The organism is Pseudomonas soli (assembly GCF_900110655.1).
Lineage (GTDB): Bacteria > Pseudomonadota > Gammaproteobacteria > Pseudomonadales > Pseudomonadaceae > Aquipseudomonas > Aquipseudomonas soli.
On the sequence record NZ_FOEQ01000006.1, the window covers coordinates 121180 to 142320 of the forward strand.

Genomic DNA, 21141 nt, shown 5'->3' on the forward strand with positions numbered 1-21141 from the left:
CTGATGTTTACCTGCCTGCTGCTTCATGTAGTATGCATCGGCGCGGACTACAAAAACGTCGTTTCGATGTCTGCCAAGGCGCCTGTGAAAATACGCCAACCGCCCGCCGGCCCGTCTGGCGAGCCGCACCCAGCCGCCCCGGATCACGCGGGCATGCACTGGTGCCGTGTTTAGAGAAGCGCTACAGGCTTAATACAGAAGAGCGAAAGCGAAATAGCTGAGCAGAGGTGAGGCAAGCAATGACTGGATACGTTCAAGTCGGTGGCCTTCAGGTCGCCAAGGCCCTGTACGACTTCGTCAACGACGAAGCGATCCCTGGAACCGGCATCAAGGCCGATGCGTTCTGGGCCGGGGCGGCAGAGATCATTAAAGACCTCGCTCCGAAGAACAAAGCCCTGCTCGCCAAGCGCGACGAGCTGCAAGCCAGGATCGACGCCTGGCACCAGGCCCGCAAAGGCCAGGCCCACGACGCCGTGGCCTACAAGGCGTTCCTCGAGGAAATCGGCTACCTGCTGCCAGCCGTCGAGGACTTCCAGGCCACCACCCAGAACGTCGATGAAGAGATCGCGGTCATGGCCGGCCCGCAGCTGGTGGTGCCGGTGATGAACGCCCGCTTCGCCCTGAACGCCGCCAACGCCCGTTGGGGCTCGCTGTATGACGCGCTGTACGGCACCGATGCCATCAGCGAGGAAGGCGGCGCTGAAAAAGGCCAGGGCTACAACAAGGTCCGTGGCGACAAGGTGATCGCTTTCGGCCGCGCCTTCCTCGACCAGGCCGCGCCACTGGCCGCCGGCTCCCATGTCGACTCCACCGCCTACCGCATCGAAGGCGGCAAGCTGGTAGTCGCGCTCAAGGGCGGCAGCAACAGCGGGCTGCGTGACGATGCCCAGCTGATCGGTTTCCACGGCGATGCCGCTGCGCCGACCGCGGTGCTGCTCAAGCACAACGGCCTGCACTTCGAGATCCAGGTCGACGCCAGCACCCCTGTCGGCAGCACCGACGCCGCCGGACTGAAAGACATCCTGATGGAATCGGCACTGACCACCATCATGGACTGCGAAGACTCGGTCGCCGCCGTCGACGCCGACGACAAAGTGATCGTCTACCGCAACTGGCTGGGCCTGATGAAAGGCGACCTGGCCGAAAGCGTGAGCAAAGGCGGCAAGACCTTCACCCGCACCATGAACCCGGATCGCGAATACGCCGCGCCCAATGGCGGCAGCGTGACCCTGCACGGCCGCTCGCTGCTGTTCGTGCGCAACGTCGGGCACCTGATGACCAACCCGGCGATCCTCGACGCCCAGGGCAACGAAATCCCCGAAGGCATCCAGGACGGCCTGTTCACCAACCTGATCGCCCTGCACAACCTCAACGGCAACACTAGCCGCAAGAACACCCGAACCGGCAGCGTCTACATCGTCAAGCCGAAGATGCATGGCCCTGAAGAGGTGGCGTTCGCCGCCGAGATCTTCAGCCGCGTCGAAGATCTGCTCGGGATGAAACGCAACACCGTCAAGGTCGGCATCATGGACGAGGAGCGCCGTACCACGGTCAACCTCAAGGCCTGCATCAAGGCCGCGGCCGAGCGCGTGGTGTTCATCAACACCGGCTTCCTCGACCGCACCGGTGACGAGATCCACACCTCCATGGAAGCCGGCGCCGTGGTGCGCAAGGGCGCCATGAAGAACGAGAAGTGGATCGGCGCCTACGAAAACAACAACGTCGACGTCGGCCTGGCCACCGGCCTGCAGGGCCGCGCGCAGATCGGAAAGGGCATGTGGGCCATGCCCGACCTGATGGCCGCCATGCTCGAGCAGAAGATCGCCCACCCGCTGGCCGGCGCCAACACCGCCTGGGTACCGTCGCCGACCGCCGCCACCCTGCACGCCCTGCACTATCACAAGGTCGATGTGCAGGCCCGTCAGCGCGAGCTGGCTTCGCGCACCCCAGCTTCGGTCGACGATATCCTCACCATCCCGCTGGCGGCCAACACCAACTGGTCGGCCGAAGAGATCCGCAACGAGCTGGACAACAACGCCCAGGGCATCCTCGGCTACGTGGTGCGCTGGATCGACCAGGGCGTGGGCTGTTCGAAAGTGCCGGACATCAACGATGTCGGCCTGATGGAAGACCGTGCCACCCTGCGGATTTCGGCCCAGCTGCTGGCCAACTGGCTGCGCCATGGCGTGGTCACCCAGGAGCAGGTGCTGGAAAGCCTCAAGCGCATGGCCGCGGTGGTGGACAAGCAGAACGCCGGTGACGCCCTGTACCGCCCGATGGCGCCGAACTTCGATGACAACATCGCGTTCCAGGCGGCGATCGAGCTGGTGATCGAGGGTGCCAAGCAACCGAACGGCTACACCGAGCCGGTCCTGCACCGTCGTCGTCGCGAGTTCAAGGCGCGCAACGGGCTGTAAGCCGCCAGTAACACATCGCGGGGCAAGTCGCATCGGAGCATCGATGCGACTTGCCCCGCGATCGTTTTCAGCCCTGATCCATCCTCAGTTCGCGGCGCACCAGCTCCAGCAACTTGCCCAGGTCCACCGGCTTGAGCAGAAAATCCACCACCCCCAGGTGCATCACGTCCACCGCCTCCTTCACATCGGTGTCGCCCGACACCACGATGATCGACAGCGCCGCCCGCTCGGACTCGCGAACCTGGCGAATCAGCTCCAGGCCATCCTTCGGCTCCATGCGCAGGTCGGTGATCATCAGCGCGATCCGTGGTTCGTAATGCAGCTTCAACATCGCTTCCTGCACACCGTCTGCCGTCATGCAGGCGATGCCTCGGCTCTTCAGGTACAGGCTCAGCGCCTCGCTGTTCACCGGATTGTCGTCCACCACCAGTACCACGGGACGAGCCGCGACAGGCGCACTCACCCCGGCCAGTGCCTCGCGCTCGGCGTCACTCAGTATGTCTTCATGCTCGGCCATGGCCCATCTCGTCAAAAAAATCTCGTTCACAGCTTAGGACCGCGAAATTTACATAGCCCGGTTCGCCTTTCGTCGGATCCTTGACAGCCTCGCTCTAGACTTACGTCCAATGGGCACCACAGTACGGCCAGCCGACCATGGGGGCCGAGAACAACAAAGCCGACCCCTATAGATAGATATATATAGTTCGGCGTAGCGATACGGTCAGCTTCATGAGCAAAAAGGACGCCTATACCCAGGCCGGCAGGACAGCGGTACTGCAAAACATCCAGGGCACCCTGCAGTTCCTGCAGCGTTTCCCGCCGTTCAACCAGATGGAACACAGCCACCTGGCCTACCTGGTGGAACAGTGCCAGCTGCGCTTCTACGCGGGCGGAGAAAGCATCATCACGCCGGCAGAGGGCCCGGTCGAGCACTTCTATATCGTCAAGCAGGGGCGCGTGGTCGGCGAACGTCACCATGTCACCAGGCCAGGCACCGAGACCACCTTCGAGATCACCAGCGGTGAATGCTTCCCGCTGGCGGCTTTGCTCGGCGAGCGGGCCACCCGCACCGAGCACCTGGCCGGCGAAGACACCTTCTGCCTGCAACTGGACAAGGCCGCGTTCATTCGTGTGTTTTCCATGTCCGAGGTGTTCCGCGACTTCGCCCTGCGCGGCGTCAGCAGCCTGCTCGACCAGGTCAACCAGCAAGTGCGCCAGCGCGCCGTGGAAACCCTGGGCACGCAGTACTCGCTTAACACACCGCTGGGCGAACTGGCGCTGCGCCACCCGGTGGTGTGCACGCCAGACCTGGCACTGCGCGAAGCCGTGCGCCTGATGCACGAGCAACAGGTCGGCAGCATCGTGATCATCGATGAGCAGCGCCACCCCATCGGCATCTTCACTCTGCGCGACCTGCGCCAGGTGGTGGCCGACGCCAGCGCCGAACTGACCGCGCCCATCGAGCGCTACATGACCGCCAAACCGTTCTACCTGAGCCCACAGGCCAGTGCGTTCGACGCCGCCATGGCGATGACCGAACGCCACATCGCCCACGTCTGCCTGGTTGACAACCAGCGCCTGTGCGGGGTGATTTCCGAGCGCGACCTGTTCTCTCTGCAACGCGTCGACCTGGTACACCTGGCCCGCACCATCCGCCATGCACCGCGGCTGGACAGCCTGGTGTCACTGCGCGGCGAAATCGGCCAGTTGGTCGAACGCATGCTCGCCCACGGCGCGTCCTCGACGCAGATTACCCAGATCATCACCCTGCTCAACGACCACACTGTATGCCGGGTGATCGAACTCGCCATCGCCGAGCGCGGCGACCCCGGCGTGCCGTTCAGCTGGTTGTGCTTCGGCAGCGAGGGCCGCCGCGAGCAGACCCTGCACACCGACCAGGACAACGGCATTCTTTTCGAGGCCCGTGACGGCGCCGAAGCCGAGGCGATCCGCGCACGCTTGCTGCCGTTGGCCCAGCATATCAACCACAACCTGGCCCAGTGCGGCTTCACCCTGTGCAAGGGCAACGTGATGGCCGGCAACCCCGAGCTGTGCCTGTCGCGTGGCGAGTGGGCGCGGCGCTTCGCCGGCTTCGTACGCGAAGCCAGCCCCGAGAACCTGCTGCGCTCGAGCATCTATTTCGACCTGCGCGTGGTCTGGGGCGACGAGCAAGGCTGCGAGCAACTGCGCCAGGGCCTGCTGGAGCAGGTCGCGGACAACCGCATCTTCCAGCGCATGCTGGCCGACAACGCCCTGCGCCAGCGTCCGCCGGTCGGGCGCCTGCGCGAGTTCGTGCTGACCCGCCAGGGTGACGACAAGGCCGCCACCCTCGACCTCAAGGTGCAAGGCCTGACCCCGTTCGTCGATGGCGCTCGGCTGCTGGCCCTAGCCCATGGCATAACGGCCTGCAACACCCTCGAACGGCTGCGTCAGCTGATTACTCAGGGGGTAATCGACCCGCTCGACGGCGCCGCCTATGAAGAGGCCTACCACTTCATCCAGCAGACCCGCATGCAGCAGCACCAGCGCCAGAGCCGCGAGAACATGCCTTACTCCAACCGGCTCGACCCCGACAGCCTCAACCACCTGGATCGGCGCATCCTGCGCGAGTCCCTGCGCCAGGCCCAGCGCCTGCAGAGCAGCCTGGCCCTGCGGTACCAGTTGTGAACCTGTTCGCCTGGTTGCGCCCCACAGCACCCGAACTCGATGCGGCGCTGCAGCGGCGCCTGGACGCGTTGCCCGGCCCTGCTCCCCTGGGCGTGTGCTCCCTGCGCGAACAGCGCTGGGTGGTGCTGGACCTGGAGACCAGCGGCCTGAATCTCAATCGCGACCAGGTGCTGTCGATCGGCGCGGTGGCCATCGAGGACGGTGCCATCGACCTCGGCCGGCCGTTCGAACGGACCCTGCGCCGCCCCGAACAGAAGACCAACGCCAGCGTGCTGATCCACGGCCTGGGCCCCAGCGCCCTGGCCGCCGGCTGCGAACCGGTCGAAGCCCTGCTCGACCTGATGACGTTCATTGGCGACAGTCCGGTACTGGCGTTCCATGCCCCGTTCGACCAGCGCATGCTGGCCCGGGCGTTGAAGGACAGCCTGGGTCTGCGCCTGCAGCATCCGTTTCTCGACGTGGCGGAGCTGGCGCCGATGCTCAACCCCGACACCGTGCTGCGCGAGGCCGGGCTGGACGACTGGATCGCCCGTTTCGGTCTCGAAGTCCAGGCCCGCCACCATGCCAGCGCCGATGCCCAGGTGACCGCGGAACTCGCGTTGATCCTGTTCAGCCAGGCGCGCCGCCAGCAACTGGACAGCCCGCTGCAGCTGGAGCAGCGGGTGCGCCAGTGGCGACGACGCAAGGCGCAGCACCACGGCCTCTGACTTTTATCGCGCTCCCCTGACATGCTGGCAATCCGATAAGCGTCAATTGCGCCCTCCCCCTGCCTCTGCCACAATCGCGAATAATTATCGTTAGTTAACGCATTCTTTCCCGGGGAACGCTTCTTGACGTCTGCGCACAGTCCACATGCCGAACTGGTCGGAGCGCTGTACCGCGACCATCGCACCTGGCTGCTGGCTTGGCTGCAGCGCAGCACCGCCTGCCGCCAGCGTGCCGAGGACCTGAGCCAGGACACCTTCGTGCGCCTGCTCGGCCGCGAGCGTTTGGACGCCCCTCGCGAACCGCGCGCCTTTCTGGTCGCCGTGGCCAAGGGCCTGTTGTTCGACCACTTCCGTCGTGCCGCCCTCGAGCAGGCCTACCTCGCGGAACTGGCGCTGCTGCCCGAAGCCGAGCACCCGTCACCGGAACAGCAACACCTGATCCTCGAAGACCTCAAGGCCATCGATCGCTTGCTGGGCAAGCTGTCGAGCAAGGCCCGGGCAGCCTTCCTGTACAACCGCCTGGACGGCCTGGGGCACGCCGAGATCGCCGAGCGCCTCGGGGTGTCGGTCTCGCGCGTGCGCCAGTACATCGCCCAAGGCCTGCGCCAGTGCTATGTCGCTCTTTACGGTGAGCCGACATGAGGCATGCCCCGGTTTCCAGCAAGGTGCTGGAAGCGGCCATCGCCTGGAAGCTGTGCCTCGACGAAGGTAGCGGTACCCCGGACGAACGCAGCGAGTTCACGCGCTGGCACGCCGCCCACGAGGAGCACGCCCGCGCCTGGCTGCAACTGGGCATGCTCGACCAGCGCGTCAACGCTGCCGCCGGACCGGTACGCCACGCCCTGCTGCAATCCCGGGCCGGGTTGCGCCAGCGCCTGGGCGGCCTGGCCGGCATGCTGCTACTCGGCGGTCTGCTGGCCTGGGCTGGCGCACCGTCACTGTCGCCCACCTACTGGCTGGCCGACCAAAGCACCAGCACCGGCGAGTTGCGTACCCTGCGCCTGGAAGACGGAACCCTGCTCAGCCTCAACAGCCAGACCGCGGTGGACATCGACTTCCAGGGCGAACAACGGCTGATCGTCCTGCACCAGGGCGAGATCTCGGTGGAAACCGGCCACAAGGACAGCCGCCCGTTGCTGGTGCGCACCGAGGAAGGTCGCCTACGCCCGCTGGGCACCCGCTTCCTGGTCAAGCGCGAGAAGGCCGGCACACGCCTGGAGGTGCTGCAGGCATCGGTAGCCGCCAAACCCCAGCACAGCGGCGACGAGCAGGTGCTGCGCGAAGGCCAGCAAGTCCTGATGAGCGCCGACGGCCTGGGCAGTGTCAGCCCCGTGGCGGTCGGCAGCGACGCCTGGACCCGCGGCATGCTGGTGGTGGACAACGTGCGCCTGGCCGACCTGGTGGCCACCCTCGGCCAGTACCGCAGCGGCCACCTGGGCGTCAGCGACGCAGTGGCCGAGCTGCGCGTGAGCGGCAGTTTCCCGCTGACCGACACCGACCTGGCCCTGGCCTCGCTGCAACCGGTGCTGCCGGTGAAGATCGAACGGCATACGCCGTGGTGGGTCACCGTTACCGCCAAATAGCCCCAGCCAGACCGCCCTTTGGCAGCCGGCTTGCCGCCTCCCAAAGGGTTTTGCAAATCAGTCGTATTTTTTTTCACACCCCCCTGTCACTTTTCCACTCTCGCTCGGCAAGGAAGCAGTCAGCACTATTTCGTCGAGGAGCCGCTGAATGTCCCGTGCCGTTGATGCTTTGCTTCGCCCCAGCCTGATGGCCCTGGCCATCGGCCTGGCCACCCCGTTGGCCAGCACCGCCCTGTTCGCCGCCGAACAGTCCGCCATGCGTGCCTACAACCTGCCCAGCGCACCGCTGGCCAGCACCCTGAACCAGATCGCCAGCCAGGCCGGTATCGCCCTGGCGCTGGATCCGGCGCTGGTCAGTGGGCGCAATTCGGCACCGGTAAGCGGCCAGTTCGACGCCGTCGGCGCTCTACAAGCCGCGCTACGTGGTACGGGCTTGCAACTGCAGCAGAGCAGCGCCGGCAGCTATAGCCTGGTAACGGCAAGCGAGGGCACGCTGGCACTGCCGGAGACAAACATCGACGCCAACAGCAGCTTTGAAAGCGCCTGGGGCGTGGTAGAGGGCTACACCGCGACCCGCACTGCGGCGGGCACTAAGACAGATACTGCCATCGCGGAGTTGCCACGCTCAGTTAGCGTGATCACTCGCCAGCAGATGGAAGACCGCCCGGTCCTCAACCTGAATGACGCCTTGCGCTACACCGCAGGCGTGCAGAGCAGCGGATACGGCGCAGACTCGCGCAATGACTGGCTGCTGGTGCGTGGCTTCGTGCCCACCCAGTTCCTCGACGGCCTGCCACTGCCTCAGGGCAACTACGCCACCCCCAAGATCGAGACCTGGAATCTGGAGCGTATTGCCGTACTGCGCGGCCCTGCTTCGTCCGTCTATGGCCAGACCCCGCCTGGTGGCCTGCTGGACATGACCAGCCGTCGGCCCCAGCTGGAAAGCAGCCATGAAGTGGAAGCCCAGGTGGGTAGCAACAACCATAAGCAGATCAACTTCGACAGCACCGGCAAGGTCGACGATGCCGGCCAGTTTCTTTACCGTGTCAGCGGCACCGTGCGCGACAGCGGCGCACCAGTCGATCATATTCCGGACAAACGCTACAACATCGCTCCCAGCCTGACCTGGAACATCAACGACGATACCAAGCTGACCTTCCTCAGCCAGTATACCCGCGACGATACCGGCATCACCGGCCAGTTCCTGCCGTTGCAGGGCACCAAGCTGGCCAGCCCGGCAGGCAAGATTTCCCACCACAAGAACCTGGGCGATCCCGACTGGGAATCCTACGACCGTACCTACTACCACCTGGGCTATGCGTTCGAGACCCGACTGAACGACATGTGGCAGTTCCGCCAGAACCTGCGCTACGTGCGCAACGAACTGGACTTCAAAGGGATCACCGCTGGCGGTTCGATCTGGCCCAAAGGCCCGGATGAAGCCGTCAGCCCCGATGGCACCGTGCAACGCACCGCCGGTATTGTCGAGGAGGACATCAGCCAGTTCGCCGTGGACAACAACTTCCAGGCCGATTTCCAGACCGGCGTGGTCAGCCACACCCTGCTGCTTGGGCTCGATCACCAGCGTTCCAGCAGCAATGCCCACTGGCGCTGGGGCTCGGCCGGCGTGCCGCCGAGCAACATCCACAACCCGGTGTACGGCCAGGACTTCTCGAACGTCCAGTACTTCGACATGTACGACTACACCCAGAAAACGCAGCAGACCGGCCTCTACCTTCAAGACCAGATGGCCCTGGACAACTGGCGCCTGACACTGGGTGGCCGCGAAGACTGGGTGCACACCGGTACCACGTTCCACAACATGAGCGATGCCACCAATACCCAGCGTGACAAGAAGTTCAGCGGCAATGCGGCGCTGAGCTACGTTTTCGACAACGGCATGACCCCCTATATCTCCTATGCCGAGTCCTTTGAACCTGCGTCAGGCTCCTCGGTCAACAGCACCGATGCCTTCAAGCCCACCGAAGGCAAACAGTATGAGCTAGGTATCAAGTACCAGCCGCCAGGCAGCAAGAGCCTGTTCACCGCTGCGGTATTCGACCTGACCCAGGAGAACATGTCGGTCACCGAGGCCAACGTCACCCGCCAGGTGGGTGAAGTCCGGGTCAAGGGCCTGGAGCTGGAGGCCACGTCCGATGTAACCGAAAACCTCAAGTTGGTGGGCTCCTACACCTACAACGATAGCGAGATCGTCAAGGGCACCACTGAGGAGAAAGGCAAGCGCATGGCCCAGGTGCCACGCAACCAGGCTACCGCGTGGGCCGACTACACCTGGCACAGCGGCCCGCTGGACGGCTTCGGCGTCGGGGTGGGTGTGCGCTATGTAGGTGACACCTATGGCAACACCACAAACACCGACTGGGGCCACGTCGGCTCGTATACCGTGTACGACGCCTCGGTGCACTACGACCTGGGCCGCCTGAACGGTACCTTCAAGGGCGTGACGGTTGCCGTGGATGCCAAGAACCTGTTCAACAAGGACTACCTGTCGACCTGCGATGGCTACTACTGCTACTACGGCGACGAGCGCAACGTAATGGCCAGCGTCAACTACAAGTTCTGAGTGGCCATCGCGGGTCAAGCCTACTCCCGCAGATCGTGGGAGCGGGCTTGCCCCGCGATGGTGTAAGGAGCCGTGATGAAAAGCCAAACCATCCGCCGCTGGTCAGCGATCCACACCTGGAGCAGCCTGGTGTGCACGCTGTTCCTACTGCTGCTGGCCCTGACCGGCCTGCCGCTGATCTTCCACCACGAGCTGGAACACCTGCTGGGCGATGCCCCCGAACTGCGCGAGATGCCCGCCGGCACCCCGCATCTAGACCTGCAGCAACTTGTGCTCAAGGCCGAGCAACACCGCCCTGGCGAAGTCATGCAGTACTTCGGCTACGAAGAGGACGAACCCAACGGCGTGGTGGCGATCATGGCCGCCACCGCCGGCACCCACCCGGACCAATCGCACACCTTCATGCTCGATGCGCGCACCGGCGAGGCCGTGGCCATGCCGGCAGCCAACGGCGGTTTCATGATGCTGATGCTGCGTCTGCACGTGGACATGTTCGCCGGGCTGCCCGGCAAGTTGTGGCTGGCCTGCATGGGCCTGCTGTTCATCATCGCGATCATCTCCGGCACGGTGCTGTACGCGCCGTTCATGCGCCGCCTGGAGTTCGCCACGGTGCGCCACGACAAATCCCGGCGCCTGCGCTGGCTCGACCTGCACAACCTGATCGGCGTGGTGACCCTGACCTGGGCCCTGGTGGTCGGCGTCACCGGGGTAATCAGCGCCCTGTCCGACCTGGTGATCGCCGCCTGGCGCAATGACAGCCTGGCGGCCATGGTCGCCCCCTACCGCGATGCCCCGCCGCTCACCGAACGCGCCCCGGCCACGCAGTTGCTGAAGATCGCCGAACAGGCCGCGCCAGGCATGCGTCCGGACTTCATCGCCTTCCCCGGCACGCGCTTCTCCAGCGAACACCATTACGCGGTATTCATGAACGGTGCCACGCACCTGACATCCCACCTGTTTACCCCGGTACTCATCGACGCCCGCACCCTGGAAGTGACCGCGGTCGGCGCCCGGCCCTGGTACATGGACGCCATGGGCCTGTCCCAGCCCCTGCATTTTGGTGACTACGGCGGCCGCTCCATGCAGATTCTGTGGGCGGTGCTGGACGTGCTGACCATCGTCGTGCTCGGCAGTGGTCTGTACCTGTGGTGGGGCAAGCAACGCAAAGCCAGGGAGGCACGTGCATGAGCCACAAGTCACAGCCAACCCTGCGGATTTTCGCCTGGCCCCTGCTCATCGGCTTGCTGGGCGCCGCCGGGCTGTTCGCCGCCCTGCTGGGTGATGGGCCCTGGGACGCGCTCGCCTGGCTGGGTCTGGGCGTCCCCGCCGTGCTCGGCGTGCGCAGCCTGTGCGGTCGATAGCCGGATACCACAGGCCGCCCGCAAGGGCCCAGTAGCGTGGACGCTCCCCACAGCAAGGAGCGGCCATGCGTCCCCTGGAACGTATCGAATTCATCGACCAACAGATTCTCACGCTGCTCGCCGCAATGCCCGTACCCGGCCGGCACGCGCAGGCGAGGCCCCGACTCCACCATGAGATCGCCAGTTTCTGGACGGCTACCGATACCCAGGGGCGCTCACGCCGTCTGCGGCTGGTGGACCTGCGCAGGGCATTGATGCAGGCCGAGCTCGGTTTGCGCGTCCACGACCAGACGCTGAGCGAGCAGCAGGCGCAGCTCGTCAGTAGCTGCCTCGACCTGCCCTGCGCCTGGCAACGCCACCGCCAGCCGGTGGCGCAACGCGTACAGGTGTACCGACCGGTCCTGAGCCGCGACCGCCCCCAATGGCGGGCCGCACTCCCTGGCACCTTCGTGCTCATGGCTGGCACAGCGGAAGGCGCAAACCAGGTTCCTGCACAAGCACATGGGCCGGCGTACCTGTTCGGCCTGCCCCAGGGCATCGAGGTCTACACGTCGCTGGCCGAGCTGCATCAGGAGCTGTGCGAGCGGCTCGACGACCCGATCCAGAGCACTCCACTGTTGCAACTGCTGGTCGAGCCTGAGCAGATCGCCAACGCCCGTCTCGCTGACCGCCTGCGCTACCAATGGTACGCAGACGACCCTATCGAGGCCCAGGTGGACAGCCTGATAGAGGCGCAACGGCGGCGTCTCCACACTGCCTGGGCGACAGCAGATGTGCAGGCCGACATCGGCAAGGCCGTTGCTCTTGGCGATGAATGTGGCAAGCGTCCGCTGCTCGATACCCGCTATGCCCTGCTGCTGGAAAAGCACCTGCCCAACTGGCTGCGCCAGGCAGGCCCGCAAGCCCTGACGCATATCATGCAGACCCTGCAAGTACTGGTGGCCACCGGTCAGCAGGTAGCCGCCCCCGGCATTCTCACCCTGCGCCAGTTCCAGGAACAGAACCGCCTCGAGGACTGGGCACGCCAGCGCGTGCAACAACACTTGCGCAATGACCTGGGGTTGACCATTGCACCTGCGGATATCGAGGTCTACGTCACCCAAACCCGGCAGGTCGGCCCCCACCTGAATCCATTCAACCCATCCAGCTACAACACCTGGCGCGGGCTGGAAAAGGTCGGCGGCCAGCTCGTCGAGAACATCCACGAGCGCTACTCCCTTGATCAACTGGCGCTGCGCAACGTGGCCTGGTTCGATTTTGACTATTGGCTCACCGCCCGCATCGTCCACCGCCTTGGCAAGCCATTGCCAGCCGAACTGTCGCCAGGCTACATCAAGCGCATGGTGCGGCATCTGAGCGTAGGGGGCAGCTATGTCGAGTACCTGAGGGCGCAACTGATCGATTCGACGGTTGGCGCCTGGCGTCTGCATGCCCATTGCCGGATCAACCGTGCGCGGATGCGCGCCGAAGCGGCCAAGGCGCGCTATGCTGGGCATCTAGCCGCTGGTGGCAGCGAACGTGGCTATGCATGGGTACGCCAGGTGCTGGACTACCCTCACAACGCCTTGCGCCCACCGGTGGATGGCGACTCTCTCACCGTGCGGCAATTGTTGATCGGTGGCCATACTGTGCAAGGCGTATTGCTCATCAACTGCAGCACGCCTCGGGCAGGCCTGTTCGTGCTGTACACCCCCGACGCGCCAGACCGCAGGGCCTGGCGTGCGTTCGCCAGCCCACGCGAACTGCTACGACTGCTCAAGCGCAAACCCGCCTTGCGCAGCTATGTCACCAGTCGCATGGCGCAACGTTCCAAGGCCGCCACTGAAGGATTATTGGTCAAAGGTCGCCTGGGCCCAGTGCTGAGTACACCCGCAATCGCCGACGATCTGTTCTTCGCCTACTACATGGCCGAAGTCCACGGCATGCTGGCAGTCGCCGATGCCAACAGCCGCACTTCGGCGGAAGCAGACGCGCAACAAGCTGTCGCCATCTCCTGGCGGGTACTCGACCTGATCAGCCTGATACTGCCGTCGAGGTTACTGATCCCGATGTCGCTGGGGCGCATGGCGATCGAGATCTGGGGCAGCGCGGAGGCCTATCGCGCCGAAGACCTCAATGGTGTGCTGCAGCATGTGTACAGCGCACTGGGTCACTTCAACGATGCGACCACCAGCCTGGCCACCACCGGCCTGATGCGCCGCCTGCTACGCGGCATGCCGGCGCAGCCGCCGTTGCCGATGCCCAGCCACTACAGTGTCGCGGCCCCAGCCGAACACCTGCGCTATCGAATCGATGGCATCTATGGCGAGGGGGTCTTCGAAAAAGCTTCGGAATTCGAAGGACTGAGCCACTACTTCATCCAGGATGCACAGCAGCGACACTACCGGGTCACCTTCGATGGCCAGCGCTGGCGCGTGATCGACCCCGCCCAGCCGGATGCTTACCAACTACAGCCGCTCAAGCGCCTGGCCGATGGCCGTTGGGTGATCGACTCACCACTGCTCTGGTATGACGGCCTGCCAGACCTGGAGCGGCTGTTCGATGACTGCCGCCTACCCGAAGAGCTCGACGGGACAGCGATCGGCGACATCGACGGGCTTTACCTGGCCCATGAGCAGCTGTACCTGCAAACCCGCGGCGGCCAGCTGGCGCTGCGCCGCCATCTGCTTCAGGGCCGCTACCACCTGCCGATCCCGGCTACCCGTAGCACCGGCGTGGAGCCTTGGGCAGTGTTACGCTGGCAGGATCATCAGTGGCGTATCCAAGTTCGCCAGGCCGGGCGCAGCAGCGCCTGGCTGACGCTGCCGCAGGCTTACGCTGTCAGCCGAGGCAGCACAGCGTCCAGGCGCTGATGCAAGGCGCTGCCGCTCGGCCAGTTGCGCAGCAAGCGCGCCCGGTCACGGGCAAACGCCGGAGCGAAGCTGAGCTGGGTGGCATGTTGGCACATGGCGTCGAGGTCGATCAGCGACCATTGGCCGTCCTGCCAGAACAGGTTGTGGCCCTTGAAGTCGCCATGGCTGATGCGCTCGCGGATCAGTTGCTGCATTACCAGCACCAGGGCCTCGACCTGCGCGTCGGGCGCCTCGCCACTTTGCACGTAGGGTGCAAAGCATTCGATCAAGTCCGGCCCGTCGGCGTACTCGGTCACCAGATAGGCCGTGCTGCGCAGCCCCATCACCCGCTGCTCCAGCACCGCCAGGGGGCGAGGCGTGGCGATGTCGAGAAACTCAAGGCGGTGCCCTTCGATCCACGAATGCCAGGCCCGGCTCGGGCGCCAGAAGCGCTTGAACCAGTGGGCGGTATTCTTGATGTTGTAGCGCTTGAGCACCAGCGTGCGGCCGCCCACCTCGATACGCGCCACACTGGCCGCCCCACCGGTCTTGTACAGGTGGCCCTGGTCAATCAGTACATCGGCCTTCTCGAGCACCGGCAGCAGCGCCTCGACTTCGCCGCGACGGATGGCGCGCAGGCCCGACAGACTACGTTCGACGCTGAACAGCGTACATTCGCGCCCGGCCTTGTCCAGGTAGTCTTTCAGGCGCCAGTTGCGCACCTTGTCCACCTGCTTTTGCAACGCCTCCAGCGGCAGCGCATGCTCGGCGTTGGCCAGGATGTAGTGCACCAGCGCCTCCTCGATGAAAGGCTCCAGGCGCTTGGGCAACTGGGCGAAGAACACCCCGAGGTTTTCCAGCACGCGCTGACGCGACAGCTGCTGGCCGGGGGTTTCGGCCTTGATACCGGCGCCGTCGATCAGGTACAGCGTGCCGTCCTGGCGCAGCAGGTTGTCCAGGTGCAGGTCCTCCTGCCACAACCCCTTGGCGTGCATGTGCGCAACAGCGGTCAACGCCTCGCCAAGCACCAGGTGCTGCTCGTCGGCGAGCATCGGCAATGATTCCACCTTGGCCCAGGCGTCACCCAGGCTTTCGGCGTGATCGAGGTATTCGAACAACAGCCAGCCACCTTCGCCTTCCTTGAGGCCATCGACCAGCAGCCGCGGCGTGGTCAGGCCCTGGTCGGCCATCAGTCGGGCGCCATCGCGTTCGCGCTGGAAGTGGCGAGCGGCATTGCCGCCGACCAGCAACTTGGCCAGGACCTTGGTGCCACGCCAGATGCCGGCGCCGACATAGCGCTGGCCCGGCAGCACGCGCAGCAGGCTGAGCAGTTGCAGGTCGGCGCTGCCCGCCGCGTCAGCGAGGGTGATGGTCAGGGGCAGGCTTGGGCTGCGCCCGGCCTCCTTCAATTCGGACAGGCGCATCAGCGGGCCTCTTTGTGACGGCGGCGTTGGGTCAGGCGTTGCAGCCAAGTGGAAACCAGGGCGCTGTCTGCCGGCTGCTCCAGGTAGGCGGCCAGCAGCACACGCACGTCTGCCTCGCTCCAGGCACGGGCACGCCTTAGCAGCGGCTCGAGGTCCTTGACCCGGTCACGCATGCCGAACAGCAGCGGGCGGGTCTTCTCCAGGTCGATCAGCTGTGCCTGCCAGCCCTCGCGGCGCTCACGCAGGAAGATATGCTTGGGGTAGAAGCAACCGTGCATCTGCCCGGCGGCGTGCAGGGTGCGGGCCAGTCGTCCACAGGCTTGGAGAATCGCCTCGCGCTGCGGCGCAGCCATCTGCGACCAGCGGGCAAGCAACTGCTCGAGATCAATCCATTCGTCCAACGCGCGGGTCATGAGAATCGCGCGATGCTGCCCAGCCTGTTTGCGCTCGCCGTAGAACACCGCCTGCAAGGCAGGGATGTCGAGCTTCTGGTAGCGGCTGATGTTGCGGAACTCGCGGGCGAACGTCGGCTCGCCAAATGGCCGCTGCAGGCTGCGAGTAAAGTAGTCGCTCTGGCGCTTGAGGTAGAAGCCCTTGCCCTCCAGCTCCAAACGGAAAACGCTGCTCCAGCCACCACGGCCAGTGTTGGGTTCATCGACAGCGTCCAGTTGCAAAGCCCAGAGCGCCTCGAAGTCGCCCAGTCCGTGGCGTTGCAGCAGTGCCTGATCGGCACTGGCCAGGTAGTCGGTCATTCTCTTCCCTCGAAAAAACCCAGGACCTGACGGATACGCTTCTTGTCGCGGCCATGCAGACGCGCATGTCCACGGTATTGCAGATAAAAGCGCAGGCGCTGGGTCGCCGACAAATGATATTTGGCAACCTTGTCCAGGCATGCCAGATCCTTGATCAACCGATGGCGCAGCATGAAGCCGCGCCAGAAGTCACCGGTTGGGCAATCGATGAAGAACAGCGTGCCCTGGTCATCGACCAGCAGGTTGCGCCACTTCAGATCGTTATGGGCGAAATGATGGTCGTGCATCACCCGCGTATGTCGCGCCAGCTGGCGGCTGACATGGTCGACCCAGGCCGCGTCACGCAGGCGCGGATCATTGCGCTCAGCCAACGCCGAAAGGTCCTCGGTGCGTGGCAGTTCGCGGGTGATCATCGCCCCACGGCCAAACGCCAGGCCCTGGCGCTCGAGGCCCCAGGCGACCACGTCGGCGGTGGGGATGCCCCACTTGGCGAACTGCTTAAGGTTCTGCCACTCGGCCTTGACGCGCGGGCGCCCCAGGTAGCGACGCATGTGCTTGCCGGCGCCAGTGTAGCGTTTGACGTAGTAGTTGACCCCGTCCCGTTCGATACGGATGACCTCGCTCAGCGGGTCGCGGGTCAGGCGCTCGCCCTTGATCGCGAACACCGCGTCGATACTGCCGAAATCGGCCGCCAGGTGCGCATACTCAGGCGCCAGGTTCCAGCTCGCCATCAGAGTGCGTCCCCGTAACGTTGCTTGCGGTCATAGAGTTTCTGCGCCTTGCGCTCCAGCCAGGCGAGCAGTGCGGCCTCGTCCTTGAGCACCTGGCGCAACGGGCGCTGGAAGTAGCCACGCAAGAAGCGCAGCTTGTCGCGGCGGGTCAGGCCGATGTCCAAGGCCGAGAAATACAGGGCGGCCAGGTCCTTGTCGCGCCAGCGGCGGGTAATTTTCGCCCGTGTCTGAGCGCGGTGCAGGTCGATCACCGACAGCTTGAAGTCTTCCGGCGTCACCGGGCGGTCGGTGTGCAGCAGGAAATGACAGATGTAGCAGTCGCGGTGATTGACCCCTGCGCGGTGCATGCCGCCGGTCATCTTCGCCACCTCGGCGATCAGTGCGCGCTTCAGGCGCGGCGCTGGCGGCTGCTTCACCCAATCGATGCTGAAGTCTTCCAGGCTGACGGTCGGCGCCAGCTCCTCGGTGACGATGAACGAATGCTGGGTGGCCGGATTGCCACCGCGCTCGCCGTAGGCCACGGCGGTCATGGTTGGCACGCCAGCTTCATGCAGGCGCTGGATCGCACGCCACTCCTGGCCGGCACCGAGCACCGGCAGCTTGGCGCTGAGCAGGTTCTTGAAAATCTCGCCCCAGCCGATGCCACGGTGGATCTTGACGAAGAAGCCCGCGCCATCGACCTCGGTACGCAGGGTGCGACGGCCTTCCAGCTCGCGATATACCTCGCCCTGCAGGGCCTCGACGGCATCGAAGGGGTCACGCCCGGCCCACAGGCGCTTGAACGGTTCGGCCAGTATCAGCTTCATGCGGTCTCCTGCCCAAGGATCACATCGGCGGCATGCTGCGGCATGCTGTACAGGTCGGCGGTGGCGGCGAACGCCACGCCGTTGCTCGCCCAGGATGCACGGGCCGCGGCGTCTTCGAGCATGCGTTGCAGATAGGCGTTGAGCTGGTCCTGCTCGAATGGCTCGTCCAGCACCAGGCCGCTGTCGGCCTCGGCGATGTAATGGGCATAGCCGCACACCTGCGACACCAGCACCGGCAGGCCGGCGACCAGCGCCTCTAGCAATACGGTACCGGTGTTTTCGTTGTAGGCAGGGTGGATCAGCAGATCGGCGCCAAGCAGGAAGCGCGGAATATCGCTGCGCCCCTTGAGGAACTGCACCTGGTCGCCCAGGCCGAGAGCCGTGCTCTGCACCTGGAACAGCTTGGGGTCGTCCTGGCCGATGACCATCAGTTTCGTACGCTTGCGCAGGGCTGACGGCAGCGCCGCGAGGGCCTTGAGGCTGCGGTCGACGCCCTTGGTCTTGAAGCCCGAGCCGATCTGCACCAGCAGCAACTCGTCGTCGGCCAGGCCGAACTCCTGGCGGAAGGCGGCGCGGATGGCCTCGGCGTCGGCCGGGCGCCGGCGGTCCTGGGAAATGCCCGGCGGCAGCAGGTGGAAACGCGCCTCGGGCGTACCGTAGTGCTTGATGAACAGCGGCTGCTGCACCTCGGAGATCATCAGGATCTCGGTACGTGCATCCTTGGCGAACACCGCCCGCTCGTACTCGGCGAAGTGGCGATAGCGGCCCCAGCGGCGGTAGAGGCCGCCGCGCAGGGTCTGGGCCTTGTCCTCGAAGCAGCCATCGGCGGCGTAGTAGACATCCAGGCCGGGCATCTTGTTGAAGCCGATCAGGCGATCGACCGGACGCTTGGCCAGGTCCGCCGCCATCCACGCACTGAGCTTCTCGTTGCGGCGATGGTTGAACAGCGCCTTGACCGGCGCCACCAGCACCTCGAAGCCCGGCGGAATATCGCCTTCCCAGATCAGCGTGTACACACGGATCTGGTGGCCACGCTTCTGGCATTCGAGGGCGATGCGCATGAAGTCACGCTGCAACCCGCCAAAGGGGAAATACTTGTAGAGCACAAAAGCCAATTGCATCAACGAACATCCTCAGCCAGCAGCAGCGCGCTCAAGCGGCCCGCCACATGCTCGGGATTCAGGCGAGTGAAGCACAGCGGCCACTCGCGTTTGAGATCGAACCGGCGCAGGTCCTCGGCACTCGGTTTATAGGTGCACTTCTTCTGCAGGCACGGGGCGCAGGGGAAGTCGCTCGCCTGGTGGATCTGGGCGCGTCCGTAGGCACCGGTCAGACCAGGGTTGGTGGGGCCGAACAGGGAGATGGTCGGCACATCCAGGGCGGCGGCCAGGTGGCCCAGGCCGGTGTCCACCGCCACGCAGGCCTTGGCGGCGGCCAGCACACGGGCCACGCCCGCCAGGTTCAATTTGGGCAGCACCTGGCAATTGCTCAAGCCCTGGGCGATGCGCTCGGCGCGGGCTTTTTCCGCAGGATTGCCCCACGGCAGCATCACCTGCAGCTTGCGCCGGCCCATGCGCTCGGCCAGCTCGCGCCAGTAGGCCTCGGGCCAATGTTTGGTGGCCCAGGTGGTGCCATGCAGGAACACCACGTAGGGCGCGGCGGGCGGCAGTTGCAAGCGGTTGAGGTCAAGGCCGTAGTTGCCCAGCCCTTCCGGCAGGTCGTAGGCAAGGGCCAGGGCGAACAGTTGGCGCACGCGTTCAACGGCGTGCTGGCCGACAGCGACCGACAGCCGCCGGTCATAGAAGCGGCTGGCCCAGCCCTCACGAGCCGAGTAACGGTCCAGGCCGGCTACCGGCGCTTTCACGTAACGGGTCAGCCAGGCCGACTTGACCAGGCCCTGGGCATCGATCACCAGGTCGTACTTGCGCTCGCGCAGGCGCTGCTTGAAGGCCTTCCACTCGCCGCTCTTGAGCGTCTGCCAGATATTCTTGCGCCAGCGGCGGATAGCCACCGGAATCACCTGATCGACCGCCGGGTGCCAGCTGGGGATCTCGGCGAAGCCTTCCTCCACCACCCAGTCGAAACGGATGCCGGGGATGGCGTGGGCGGCGTCGGTAAGGGCCGGCAAGGTATGGATGACGTCACCCAGCGACGACGTCTTGATGATCAGGACCCGCACTCAGTCGACCTCGGCCACGGTTGCGATCAGGTCGGAACCACCCAGGCTGTGCAAGGCGGCGATCACTTTCGCCGGCTCCAGCAGCCGCAGGCAGTTGTAGTGGCCGAAGCGGCAGGTGCGGTCGAAGCATGGGCTGCATTCGATACCGGTGCGCACCACTTCCACCTGGTCGGCCAGCGGCGGGGTAAAGCCCGGCGAGGTCGAGCCATACACCGCCACCAGCGGACGGTTGAGAGCGGCAGCCACGTGCATCAGCCCGGAGTCATTGGACACCACCGCGCTGGCGCAGGACATCAGGTCGATGGCCTCGGCCAGCGAGGTCTCGCCGGCCAGGTTGCAGGATTCCTCACGCAGGCCCGGGATCAGTCGGTCGCGGATCTGCTCACCGACAGGGTGGTCGTTCTTCGAACCGAACAACCACACCTGCCAGCCCTGGCGGATCATCGCCTCGGCCACTTCGGCGTAATGCTCGGCGGGCCAGCGCTTGGCCTCGCCGAACTCGGCGCCGGGGCACAGGGCGAGCACCGGGCGGTCCAGCTCAAGGCCGAATTTGGCCAGGGCGGCCTCGCGGCTGGCCGCCTCGATTTGCAGGGCCGGGCGCGGATACGGCTTGGGCAGTTCGCTACCCGGTGCGTAGGCCAGGGCCATGAAGCGCTCGATCATCAGCGGGTAGCGCGCCTTGTCCAGCTTGCGCACATCGTTGAGCAGCAGGTAGCGCATCTCGCCGCGCCAGCCGGTGCGCTTGGGGATGCCGGCGAAATACGGCACCAGCGCCGACTTGAGCGAATTGGGCAGCAGGATCGCTTGGTCGTACTGGCCGGCCAGCGACTTGCCGATGCGCCGCCGCGTGGCCAGCTCCAGCGCGCCGTGGCCGAGCGGAAAGCTCAAGGCCTGGCGCACCTCGGGCATGCGTTCGAGGATCGGCCGGCTCCACTCGGGTGCCAACACGTCGATCACACAGTCGGGGTGCTGCTGTTTGAGGCTCTGGAACAGGGTCTGCGCCATTACCATGTCGCCGACCCAGCTGGGGCCAATGATCAGTATTCTCATGCTTTATCCAGAAACATTCGGGGAGGCTGCAGGCTGCGCTACAACCTGG

Annotated in this window: 16 protein-coding genes and 1 pseudogene; 9 read left to right on the top strand and 8 right to left on the bottom strand. The window is 65.1% G+C overall.

Annotation, left to right across the window (positions count from 1 at the left end; all coding sequences use genetic code 11):
* Window positions 1-239 precede the first annotated feature (239 nt).
* Window positions 240-2417, top strand: a complete 2178-nt coding sequence (locus BMY03_RS15105; RefSeq protein WP_023630881.1) for a malate synthase G — start codon at window positions 240-242, stop codon at window positions 2415-2417.
* Between the two features lie 67 nt (window positions 2418-2484).
* Here BMY03_RS15105 and BMY03_RS15110 read toward each other — a convergent pair.
* A pseudogene (locus BMY03_RS15110) lies at window positions 2485-2941 on the bottom strand (response regulator).
* A gap of 205 nt (window positions 2942-3146) precedes the next feature.
* Here BMY03_RS15110 and BMY03_RS15115 point away from each other — a divergent pair.
* From BMY03_RS15115 to BMY03_RS15145, 8 genes are all read left to right on the top strand, one after another.
* Window positions 3147-5084, top strand: a complete 1938-nt coding sequence (locus tag BMY03_RS15115; protein WP_094011536.1) for a putative nucleotidyltransferase substrate binding domain-containing protein — start codon at window positions 3147-3149, stop codon at window positions 5082-5084.
* Complete coding sequence (locus BMY03_RS15120; protein ID WP_094011537.1) at window positions 5081-5791, top strand: 3'-5' exonuclease; 711 nt, start codon at window positions 5081-5083, stop codon at window positions 5789-5791. The genes BMY03_RS15115 and BMY03_RS15120 overlap by 4 nt, the downstream gene beginning before the upstream one ends.
* Before the next feature lie 123 nt (window positions 5792-5914).
* Window positions 5915-6433 carry an RNA polymerase sigma factor gene (locus BMY03_RS15125; protein ID WP_038707220.1) on the top strand — a complete coding sequence of 173 codons (519 nt, stop codon included), beginning with the start codon at window positions 5915-5917 and terminating at the stop codon, window positions 6431-6433.
* Window positions 6430-7374: a FecR domain-containing protein gene (locus tag BMY03_RS15130; protein ID WP_094011538.1), complete on the top strand. Its 945-nt coding sequence runs from the start codon at window positions 6430-6432 to the stop codon at window positions 7372-7374. The genes BMY03_RS15125 and BMY03_RS15130 overlap by 4 nt, the downstream gene beginning before the upstream one ends.
* A gap of 148 nt (window positions 7375-7522) precedes the next feature.
* Entirely contained in the window at window positions 7523-9958 is a 2436-nt protein-coding gene (locus BMY03_RS15135) for a TonB-dependent siderophore receptor (protein ID WP_094011539.1), read from the top strand.
* A gap of 75 nt (window positions 9959-10033) precedes the next feature.
* Window positions 10034-11146: a PepSY-associated TM helix domain-containing protein gene (locus tag BMY03_RS15140; RefSeq protein ID WP_094011540.1), complete on the top strand. Its 1113-nt coding sequence runs from the start codon at window positions 10034-10036 to the stop codon at window positions 11144-11146.
* Entirely contained in the window at window positions 11143-11319 is a 177-nt protein-coding gene (locus tag BMY03_RS26375) for a hypothetical protein (protein ID WP_167335923.1), read from the top strand. The genes BMY03_RS15140 and BMY03_RS26375 overlap by 4 nt, the downstream gene beginning before the upstream one ends.
* A gap of 65 nt (window positions 11320-11384) precedes the next feature.
* Window positions 11385-14171: a dermonecrotic toxin domain-containing protein gene (locus BMY03_RS15145; RefSeq protein WP_094011541.1), complete on the top strand. Its 2787-nt coding sequence runs from the start codon at window positions 11385-11387 to the stop codon at window positions 14169-14171.
* Here BMY03_RS15145 and BMY03_RS15150 read toward each other — a convergent pair.
* From BMY03_RS15150 to waaF, 7 genes are read right to left on the bottom strand one after another with little or no spacing between them, the layout of a single operon-like run.
* Window positions 14132-15574, bottom strand: coding sequence for a lipopolysaccharide kinase InaA family protein (locus BMY03_RS15150; RefSeq protein WP_094011542.1), 1443 nt, complete (start codon window positions 15572-15574; stop codon window positions 14132-14134). The two genes, BMY03_RS15145 and BMY03_RS15150, sit on opposite strands and share 40 nt — an antisense overlap.
* On the bottom strand, window positions 15574-16326 hold the full coding sequence (locus BMY03_RS15155) for a lipopolysaccharide kinase InaA family protein (RefSeq protein WP_094011543.1): 753 nt from the start codon (window positions 16324-16326) through the stop codon (window positions 15574-15576). Before BMY03_RS15155 ends, BMY03_RS15150 begins: the two co-directional genes overlap by 1 nt.
* The gene (locus tag BMY03_RS15160) at window positions 16323-17057 is read right to left on the bottom strand and encodes a lipopolysaccharide kinase InaA family protein (protein ID WP_094011544.1); all 735 of its coding nucleotides are present in this window, start codon (window positions 17055-17057) and stop codon (window positions 16323-16325) included. The genes BMY03_RS15155 and BMY03_RS15160 overlap by 4 nt, the downstream gene beginning before the upstream one ends.
* Window positions 17057-17863 carry a lipopolysaccharide core heptose(I) kinase RfaP gene (gene rfaP, locus BMY03_RS15165; protein WP_094011545.1) on the bottom strand — a complete coding sequence of 269 codons (807 nt, stop codon included), beginning with the start codon at window positions 17861-17863 and terminating at the stop codon, window positions 17057-17059. Before rfaP ends, BMY03_RS15160 begins: the two co-directional genes overlap by 1 nt.
* Window positions 17860-18984, bottom strand: a complete 1125-nt coding sequence (locus BMY03_RS15170; protein WP_038707213.1) for a glycosyltransferase family 4 protein — start codon at window positions 18982-18984, stop codon at window positions 17860-17862. The genes rfaP and BMY03_RS15170 overlap by 4 nt, the downstream gene beginning before the upstream one ends.
* Window positions 18984-20042 (bottom strand): lipopolysaccharide heptosyltransferase I, encoded by a 1059-nt coding sequence (gene waaC, locus BMY03_RS15175; RefSeq protein ID WP_038707212.1) that lies wholly within the window; start codon window positions 20040-20042, stop codon window positions 18984-18986. Before waaC ends, BMY03_RS15170 begins: the two co-directional genes overlap by 1 nt.
* Complete coding sequence (waaF, locus tag BMY03_RS15180; RefSeq protein ID WP_094011546.1) at window positions 20043-21092, bottom strand: lipopolysaccharide heptosyltransferase II; 1050 nt, start codon at window positions 21090-21092, stop codon at window positions 20043-20045.
* Between the last annotated feature and the right edge of the window lie 49 nt (window positions 21093-21141).

What these genes read in the sequence shown, in the direction of transcription:
- BMY03_RS15160 (WP_094011544.1), bottom strand. Translation starts at nt 17,057, where the DNA reads ATGGCGAGCTGGAACCTGGCGCCTGAGTATGCGCACCTGGCGGCCGAT.
- BMY03_RS26375 (WP_167335923.1), top strand. Translation starts at nt 11,143, where the DNA reads ATGAGCCACAAGTCACAGCCAACCCTGCGGATTTTCGCCTGGCCCCTG.
- BMY03_RS15130 (WP_094011538.1), top strand. Translation starts at nt 6,430, where the DNA reads ATGAGGCATGCCCCGGTTTCCAGCAAGGTGCTGGAAGCGGCCATCGCC.
- BMY03_RS15140 (WP_094011540.1), top strand. Translation starts at nt 10,034, where the DNA reads ATGAAAAGCCAAACCATCCGCCGCTGGTCAGCGATCCACACCTGGAGC.
- BMY03_RS15150 (WP_094011542.1), bottom strand. Translation starts at nt 15,574, where the DNA reads ATGCGCCTGTCCGAATTGAAGGAGGCCGGGCGCAGCCCAAGCCTGCCC.
- rfaP (WP_094011545.1), bottom strand. Translation starts at nt 17,863, where the DNA reads ATGAAGCTGATACTGGCCGAACCGTTCAAGCGCCTGTGGGCCGGGCGT.
- BMY03_RS15105 (WP_023630881.1), top strand. Translation starts at nt 240, where the DNA reads ATGACTGGATACGTTCAAGTCGGTGGCCTTCAGGTCGCCAAGGCCCTG.
- BMY03_RS15170 (WP_038707213.1), bottom strand. Translation starts at nt 18,984, where the DNA reads ATGCAATTGGCTTTTGTGCTCTACAAGTATTTCCCCTTTGGCGGGTTG.
- waaF (WP_094011546.1), bottom strand. Translation starts at nt 21,092, where the DNA reads ATGAGAATACTGATCATTGGCCCCAGCTGGGTCGGCGACATGGTAATG.
- BMY03_RS15145 (WP_094011541.1), top strand. Translation starts at nt 11,385, where the DNA reads ATGCGTCCCCTGGAACGTATCGAATTCATCGACCAACAGATTCTCACG.
- BMY03_RS15155 (WP_094011543.1), bottom strand. Translation starts at nt 16,326, where the DNA reads ATGACCGACTACCTGGCCAGTGCCGATCAGGCACTGCTGCAACGCCAC.
- BMY03_RS15115 (WP_094011536.1), top strand. Translation starts at nt 3,147, where the DNA reads ATGAGCAAAAAGGACGCCTATACCCAGGCCGGCAGGACAGCGGTACTG.
- BMY03_RS15135 (WP_094011539.1), top strand. Translation starts at nt 7,523, where the DNA reads ATGTCCCGTGCCGTTGATGCTTTGCTTCGCCCCAGCCTGATGGCCCTG.